The sequence below is a fragment of the Faecalibacterium intestinale genome (assembly GCF_040096575.1).
Classification (GTDB): domain Bacteria; phylum Bacillota; class Clostridia; order Oscillospirales; family Ruminococcaceae; genus Faecalibacterium; species Faecalibacterium intestinale.
This window is the reverse complement of the sequence record NZ_JBBMEN010000016.1, coordinates 50,520-56,859: the sequence shown is the minus strand read 5'-3', so window position 1 is coordinate 56,859 and position 6,340 is coordinate 50,520. Positions and strand designations below refer to the sequence as shown.

The following is a 6,340-nucleotide window of genomic DNA, read 5'->3' as shown; positions in this document are numbered from 1 at the left end:
GAAGAAGTCGAAGCACAAAAAAGCTAGCGCTGCGCCAGTCGGCGCTATCGCTTTAACGCTTTTTTCGCTTCTCCATTAAAAACCCCTCAGTCGCTGCGCGACAGCTCCCCCGAGGGGGAGCTGGCACGCCCAGAAGCTTTACACTTCAGCTGGGAACTTTCCCGTCATGCCAAAGGCTCCCTCCCCGAGGGAGCTGGCAAAGCCGACAGGCTTTGACTGAGGGAGTTCTCTTATATAATAGGTATAACCCCCGCGTCTACCGCCCATACTGATGCTGCAAAGGGGAGCGGGGGAGTTTTCCACCGGCAAAAAGCGCGGAGATTGTGCATCTTGCACAGAAAATGCGGCCATTGACAAAACAGAGAAAATAAAAAAGAAAAATCGTAATTTTCTGCAAAAAACACTTGCCAAATGGACGAAGATGTGATAAAATATCTCTCGGCTGCAAAAGGCTTGTGCGATACAAGTCGTGCAGGCCAGCGATATGCGTTGATGCGGGAGGTTGTCATCCGGCGATAGCTGCGATGGGTTATTTCCGCGGAGTATGTCCGATCTTAGAACCGGGCGAAAAAATTACTGACAGCGATGGAATACGTTCCCTCGGCAGAGAAGTTACTCCTCTGCGAAACGGGCGGAACCAATGTTCGGATTTGATTTGCTAATATGTTTCCGGGAGAACTGCCATGCGGTTCACCGGTTTTTATAGTGCCAAATCGAGGAACACCCGGAACTGTGTAGAGCAATTTATCGGCTCGCCTAGGGCAAAAACAATTTTTCAGGAGGCGTAAGCAATGGCAGTCAAAGAGAAAATCAGAATCCGTCTGCAGAGCTATGATGCTCAGCTGATCGATGCCGCAGCAGAGAAGATCGTGGAGACCGCAAAGCGCACCGGCGCACGCGTGTCCGGCCCCATCCCCCTGCCCACCGATCGCGAGGTCGTTACCGTTCTGCGCGCTACCCACAAGTACAAGGATAGCCGCGAGCAGTTCGAGAGCCGCACTCATAAGCGTCTGATCGACATTCTGAAGCCGTCCAACAAGACGGTCGAGGCTCTGATGAGCCTCCAGCTCCCCGCTGGCGTGGACATCGAGATCAAGCTGTAAACCACACACGATCAAATTCGATGCCCTCGTTTCCCGAGGGGTCATGTTGGCAGTGACGTGCGCTGCCAACCAATAACCTTTACAGGAGGAAAAGAAAATGGTTAAAGGCATTATCGGCAAGAAAGTCGGTATGACCCAGCTGTTCGATGAGAGCGGCAAGGTTATCCCCGTCACCGTCATCGAGGCAGGCCCCTGCACCGTCGTGCAGAAGAAGACTGTCGAGAGCGATGGCTATCAGGCTGTTCAGCTGGGCTTCGGCGAGGTTTCCGCCAAGAAGGTCAACAAGGCAGCTGCAGGTCACTTCAAGAAGGCAAACGTTGCCCCCAAGAAGACCCTGCGTGAGTTCCGTCTGGACGACGTTTCCGCAATGAACGTTGGCGACATCCTGAAGGCTGACGTCTTTGCAGCAGGCGACAAGGTTGACGTTGCAGGCGTTTCCAAGGGCAAGGGCTACCAGGGCGTTATCAAGCGCTTTGGCCAGCACCGTCTGCGTGAGAGCCACGGCACTGGCCCGGTGGCACGTCATGCAGGTTCTATGGGCGCTATTTCCAACCCCTCTCGCGTGTTCCCCGGCAAGCGCCTGCCCGGCCACATGGGCTATGTGCGCGTTACCGTGCAGAACCTGACCGTTGTCAAGGTTGACACCGAGAACAATCTGATCGCTGTCAAGGGTGCGGTTCCCGGTTCCAAGGGCACCATCATCACCCTGGCCAACAGCGTCAAGGCGTAAGGAGGAAAGCTACAATGGCAAAGTTTAATGTAGTCGATATGAACGGTCAGCACGTTAGCGAGATCGAGCTTTCCGACGCCGTGTTCGGTATCACCCCGAATGAGAAGGCTGTCCACATTGCTGTGGTGAACTTCCTGGCCAACCAGCGTCAGGGCACCCAGAACACCAAGATCCGCATGGAAGTTTCCGGCGGCGGCAAGAAGCCTTGGCGTCAGAAGGGCACCGGCCACGCTCGTCAGGGCTCCATCCGTGCTCCGCAGTGGACCCACGGCGGCGTTGCTCTGGGCCCCAAGCCCCGCAGCTACAACTACCACATCAACAACAAGGTCAAGCGTCTGGCTCTGCTGAGCGTCCTGTCCGACAAGGCTGCCAATGGCAACATGGTCGTCGTTGACAAGTTCGCTTGCGACGAGTACAAGACCAAGGCTGTGGTCGCTATGCTGAACGCTGTGGGCGCCGGCAAGAAGAACCTGCTGGTCAACGAGACTGTCGATGCAAAGTTCGTCAAGAGCGCTGGCAACATCGCCGGTGTCAAGACCACCTTCGCAGGCAGCGTGAACACCTACGATGTGCTGAACGCCGACAAGCTGATCATCAGCGTCGACGCAGCTAAGAAGCTCGAGGAGGTGCTTGGCTAATGAAAACCGCACATGATATCGTCCTGAAGCCGGTCATTACCGAGAACTCCATGGCTGGCATCGCTGACAAGAAGTACACCTTCAAGGTCGCTACCGATGCTACCAAGGTCGAGATCGCTCAGGCAGTTGAAGTTCTGTTCCCCGGCGTCAAGGTCGCTAAGGTGAACACCGTCTCCGTCCGCGGCCGCTTCCGCCGTCAGGGTATGCACGCCGGTTACACCGCTGCATCCAAGAAGGCTATCGTGACCCTGACCAAGGACTCCAAGGAGATCGAGTTCTTCAACAGCATGGTCTGATAGAACCCGCCGAGGGTTCCTCTATGGGGATATGACCCCGATAATAATTCATAAGATAAACAAAGGAGAATAGCACAATGGCTATCAAAAAGTATGGCCCCACTACTCCGGGCCGCCGCGGCATGACCGTCACGGATTACAGCGTCCTGAGCAAGGTCGCTCCTGAGCGCAGCCTGCTGGAGCCCATGAAGAAGCACAGCGGCCGCAACAACACCGGTCGTATCACCGTCCGCCATCAGGGCGGCGGCAACCGCACCAAGTATCGTGTCATCGACTTCAAGCGTCAGAAGACCGATATCCCCGCTACCGTTAAGACTCTCGAGTACGATCCGAACCGCAGCGCATTCATCGCTCTGGTCGAGTACACCGACGGCGTCAAGAGCTACATCATTGCTCCCGATGGCCTGAAGGTGGGCGACGTGGTCGTCAGCAGCAAGTCTGCCGATATCAAGCCCGGCAACTGCCTGCCCTTCGAGAACATCCCCGTCGGTACCATCATCCACAACATCGAGCTGTATCCCGGCCGCGGCGCTCAGCTGGTTCGTTCCGCTGGCAACATGGCTCAGCTGATGGCTAAGGAGAATGGCTACGCTCTGGTTCGTCTGCCCTCCGGTGAGATGCGCAACGTGCCCGTGAACTGCACCGCAGTCATCGGTCAGGTTTCCAACATCGACCACGAGAACGTCAACCTGGGCAAGGCAGGCCGCAAGCGCCACATGGGCGTGCGTCCCGGCAGCCGTGGTACCGTTATGAACCCCTGCGACCATCCCCACGGTGGTGGCGAGGGCCGCGCACCTGTTGGTCACTCCGGTCCTATGACTCCCTGGGGCAAGCCCGCTCTGGGTCTCAAGACTCGCAAGCATCATAAGCGCTCCGATAAGCTGATCGTGAAGCGTGCAGGTAAGTAAGAGAGGAGTTTAAGACAATGGGTAGAAGCATTAAAAAAGGACCTTTCGTCCAGGCTGCTCTTATGAAGCACGTTGAAGCGATGAACGCTTCCGGCAAGAAGCAGGTCATCAAGACCTGGAGCCGCGCCTCCACGATCTTCCCCGAATTCGTTGGTCACACCTTTGCCGTCCACGACGGCCGCAAGCACGTGCCTGTGTATGTGACTGAGGACATGGTTGGCCACAAGCTGGGTGAGTTCGTTCCCACCCGTACCTTCAAGGGCCACACTGGTAATTCTAAGTAATAGAGGGAGGAACACAACATGGAAGCTCGGGCAATTCTTCGTTATGCCCGCATTAGTCCTCGTAAGGTGTCTATCGTTATGGACCTGATCCGTAACAAGCCCCTGGACGAAGCGCTGGCAATCCTGCAGTACACCCCGAAGGCAGCTTGTGAGCCCCTTCTGAAGCTGGTGAAGTCTGCAGCCGCTAATGCGGAAAACAACTTCAATATGGACAAGAACAACCTCTACGTCGCCGAGTGCTTTGTTTGCCCCGGCCCGACGCTGAAGCGCATGATGCCTCGTGCACAGGGCCGCGGCTACCGCATCCTGAAGCGCACCAGCCACATGACCGTTGTTCTGAAAGAGAAAGAGTAAGGAGGGAAAACAATGGGCCAGAAAGTAAATCCGCACGGCATTCGTGTCGGCGTTATTAAAGACTGGGACAGCCGCTGGTTTGCCTCCAAGAAGGATTTCAGCGATAACCTCGTCGAGGATCACAAGATCCGCACTGAGCTGAAGGCTCAGCTGAAGGACGCTGGCGTCCCCAAGATCGAGATCGAGCGCACTGTGGATCCTTCCACTTCCGCTCCTCGCGTTAATGTTAACATCTACTGCGCTAAGCCCGGTATGGTCATCGGCAAGGGCGGCGAAGAGCGCATCGCCCTGCAGAACAAGCTGACCAAGGAGTATGGCAAGACCGTTATCGTCAATGTCATCGAGGTGAAGAGCCCCTCCACCAACGCACAGCTGGTTGCTGAGGACATCGCTCGTCAGCTGGAGAACCGCGTCACCTTCCGTCGTGCTATGAAGCAGTGCATGCGCAATGCCATGAGCCCCCGCGATCGCGCAACCGTTCCCGCAAAGGGCATCAAGGCAATGTGCTCCGGCCGTCTGGGCGGCGCTGATATCGCCCGCACCGAGAGCTACCACGAGGGCACCATCCCCCTGCAGACCCTGCGCGCCGACATCGATTACGGCTTTGCAGAGGCTGCTACCACCTACGGCCGCATCGGCGTTAAGGTGTGGATCTACAAGGGCGAGGTCCTCAAGAGCGCAAAGACCGCTCCTAAGAAGGAAGGAGGCAACAAGTAATGTTACTGCCTAAGCGTGTTAAGTACCGCCGCGTTCAGCGCGGCCGCATGACCGGCAAGGCTACCCGCGGCAACGTGGTGTGCCAGGGTCAGTACGGCCTTGTTGCTCTGGAGCCGGCATGGATCTCCTCCAAGCAGATCGAGGCTGCCCGTGTTGCCATGACTCGTTACATCAAGCGTGGCGGCAAGGTTTGGATCAAGATCTTCCCCGATAAGCCCGTGACTGAAAAGCCCGCTGAGACCCGCATGGGCTCCGGTAAGGGCTCTCCCGAATACTGGGTTGCAGTCGTGAAGCCCGGCCGCGTGATGTTCGAGCTGGCAGATGTCGATGAGGCAACTGCTCGCGAGGCTCTGCGTCTGGCTATGCACAAGCTGCCCATCAAGTGCAAATTTGTTGTCCGTGAGGACTCCGTGAAGGAGGATGGCACCAATGAAGGCTAATGAACTCCGCGAAATGCAGACCGCAGAGCTGACCAGCAAGCTGGCAGATCTGAAGGCTGAGCTGTTTAACCTGCGCTTCCAGCATGCCATCAACCAGCTGGAGAACCCCGGCCGCATCGAAGCAGTCAAGAAGGACATCGCCCGCGTGATGACCGTTCTGGCTGAGAAGCAGTAAGGAGGTTAAACGATGGAAGAACGTAATCTGAGAAAGACCCGCGTCGGCGTCGTCGTGTCCGACAAGATGGATAAGACCATCGTGGTTGCCGTTAAGGATAGCGTGCAGCACCCCCTGTACAAGAAGATCCTGAAGCGTACCGTGAAGTTCAAGGCTCGTGACGAGCAGAACGAGTGCGGTATCGGTGACCGTGTTGAGATCATGGAGTGCCGCCCCCTGAGCAAGGATGTGCGCTGGCGCCTGGTCCGTATCGTTGAGAAGGCAAAGTAATCTTTGCCCGCTGCTTTGAACAGTTTGAAAGGAGATATCTGATATGGTTCAGATGCAAACTTATCTCAAAGTTGCCGACAACACCGGTGCCAAGGAGCTGATGTGCTTCCGTGTGCTGGGCGGCACCCGCAAGAGATACGCAAACATTGGTGACGTCGTGGTCTGCTCTGTCAAGAAGGCAGCCCCCGGCGGCTCCGTTAAGAAGGGCGACGTCGTCAAGGCTGTCATCGTGCGCAGCAAGCATGGCGTGCGCCGCGACGACGGTTCCTACATCCGTTTTGATGAGAACGCCGCCGTTATCGTTATGGCCGACAAGAACCCCAAGGGTACTCGTATCTTTGGACCTGTTGCTCGCGAGCTGCGTGATGCCGGCTACACCAAGATCCTGAGCCTGGCTCCGGAATCGCTGTAAGGAGGTTTTAAAA

12 protein-coding genes are annotated in these 6,340 nt (G+C 56.5%); all 12 read left to right on the top strand.

Features of this window, described 5'->3' with window-relative positions; translation table 11 throughout:
* Positions 1 to 791 precede the first annotated feature (791 nt).
* The 12 genes from rpsJ to rplN all read left to right on the top strand — a co-directional run bounded on the left by rpsJ (position 792) and on the right by rplN (position 6,327).
* Positions 792 to 1,103, top strand: a complete 312-nt coding sequence (gene rpsJ, locus WMO20_RS10670) for a 30S ribosomal protein S10 (RefSeq protein WP_005921888.1) — start codon at positions 792 to 794, stop codon at positions 1,101 to 1,103.
* A 97-nt stretch (positions 1,104 to 1,200) separates the two neighbouring features.
* Positions 1,201 to 1,833 carry a 50S ribosomal protein L3 gene (rplC, locus tag WMO20_RS10665; protein WP_349186829.1) on the top strand — a complete coding sequence of 211 codons (633 nt, stop codon included), beginning with the start codon at positions 1,201 to 1,203 and terminating at the stop codon, positions 1,831 to 1,833.
* A gap of 14 nt (positions 1,834 to 1,847) precedes the next feature.
* Positions 1,848 to 2,471 (top strand): 50S ribosomal protein L4, encoded by a 624-nt coding sequence (gene rplD / locus WMO20_RS10660; RefSeq protein WP_005921886.1) that lies wholly within the window; start codon positions 1,848 to 1,850, stop codon positions 2,469 to 2,471.
* A complete protein-coding gene (rplW, locus tag WMO20_RS10655) occupies positions 2,471 to 2,767 on the top strand; it encodes a 50S ribosomal protein L23 (RefSeq protein WP_005921885.1) in 297 nt (98 codons plus the stop codon). The genes rplD and rplW overlap by 1 nt, the downstream gene beginning before the upstream one ends.
* A gap of 77 nt (positions 2,768 to 2,844) precedes the next feature.
* Positions 2,845 to 3,675: a 50S ribosomal protein L2 gene (rplB, locus tag WMO20_RS10650; protein ID WP_112090935.1), complete on the top strand. Its 831-nt coding sequence runs from the start codon at positions 2,845 to 2,847 to the stop codon at positions 3,673 to 3,675.
* A gap of 17 nt (positions 3,676 to 3,692) precedes the next feature.
* Positions 3,693 to 3,959 (top strand): 30S ribosomal protein S19, encoded by a 267-nt coding sequence (rpsS, locus tag WMO20_RS10645; RefSeq protein ID WP_005921883.1) that lies wholly within the window; start codon positions 3,693 to 3,695, stop codon positions 3,957 to 3,959.
* A gap of 18 nt (positions 3,960 to 3,977) precedes the next feature.
* Positions 3,978 to 4,313 (top strand): 50S ribosomal protein L22, encoded by a 336-nt coding sequence (gene rplV, locus WMO20_RS10640; protein ID WP_097785327.1) that lies wholly within the window; start codon positions 3,978 to 3,980, stop codon positions 4,311 to 4,313.
* Between the two features lie 12 nt (positions 4,314 to 4,325).
* Positions 4,326 to 5,030 (top strand): 30S ribosomal protein S3, encoded by a 705-nt coding sequence (gene rpsC / locus WMO20_RS10635; RefSeq protein ID WP_005921881.1) that lies wholly within the window; start codon positions 4,326 to 4,328, stop codon positions 5,028 to 5,030.
* A complete protein-coding gene (gene rplP, locus WMO20_RS10630; RefSeq protein WP_005921880.1) occupies positions 5,030 to 5,470 on the top strand; it encodes a 50S ribosomal protein L16 in 441 nt (146 codons plus the stop codon). The genes rpsC and rplP overlap by 1 nt, the downstream gene beginning before the upstream one ends.
* A complete protein-coding gene (gene rpmC / locus WMO20_RS10625) occupies positions 5,460 to 5,645 on the top strand; it encodes a 50S ribosomal protein L29 (RefSeq protein WP_005921879.1) in 186 nt (61 codons plus the stop codon). The genes rplP and rpmC overlap by 11 nt, the downstream gene beginning before the upstream one ends.
* 12 nt (positions 5,646 to 5,657) lie before the next feature.
* Positions 5,658 to 5,915, top strand: a complete 258-nt coding sequence (gene rpsQ / locus WMO20_RS10620; RefSeq protein ID WP_005921877.1) for a 30S ribosomal protein S17 — start codon at positions 5,658 to 5,660, stop codon at positions 5,913 to 5,915.
* A 43-nt stretch (positions 5,916 to 5,958) separates the two neighbouring features.
* Positions 5,959 to 6,327 (top strand): 50S ribosomal protein L14, encoded by a 369-nt coding sequence (gene rplN, locus WMO20_RS10615; protein WP_005921875.1) that lies wholly within the window; start codon positions 5,959 to 5,961, stop codon positions 6,325 to 6,327.
* Positions 6,328 to 6,340 lie beyond the last annotated feature (13 nt).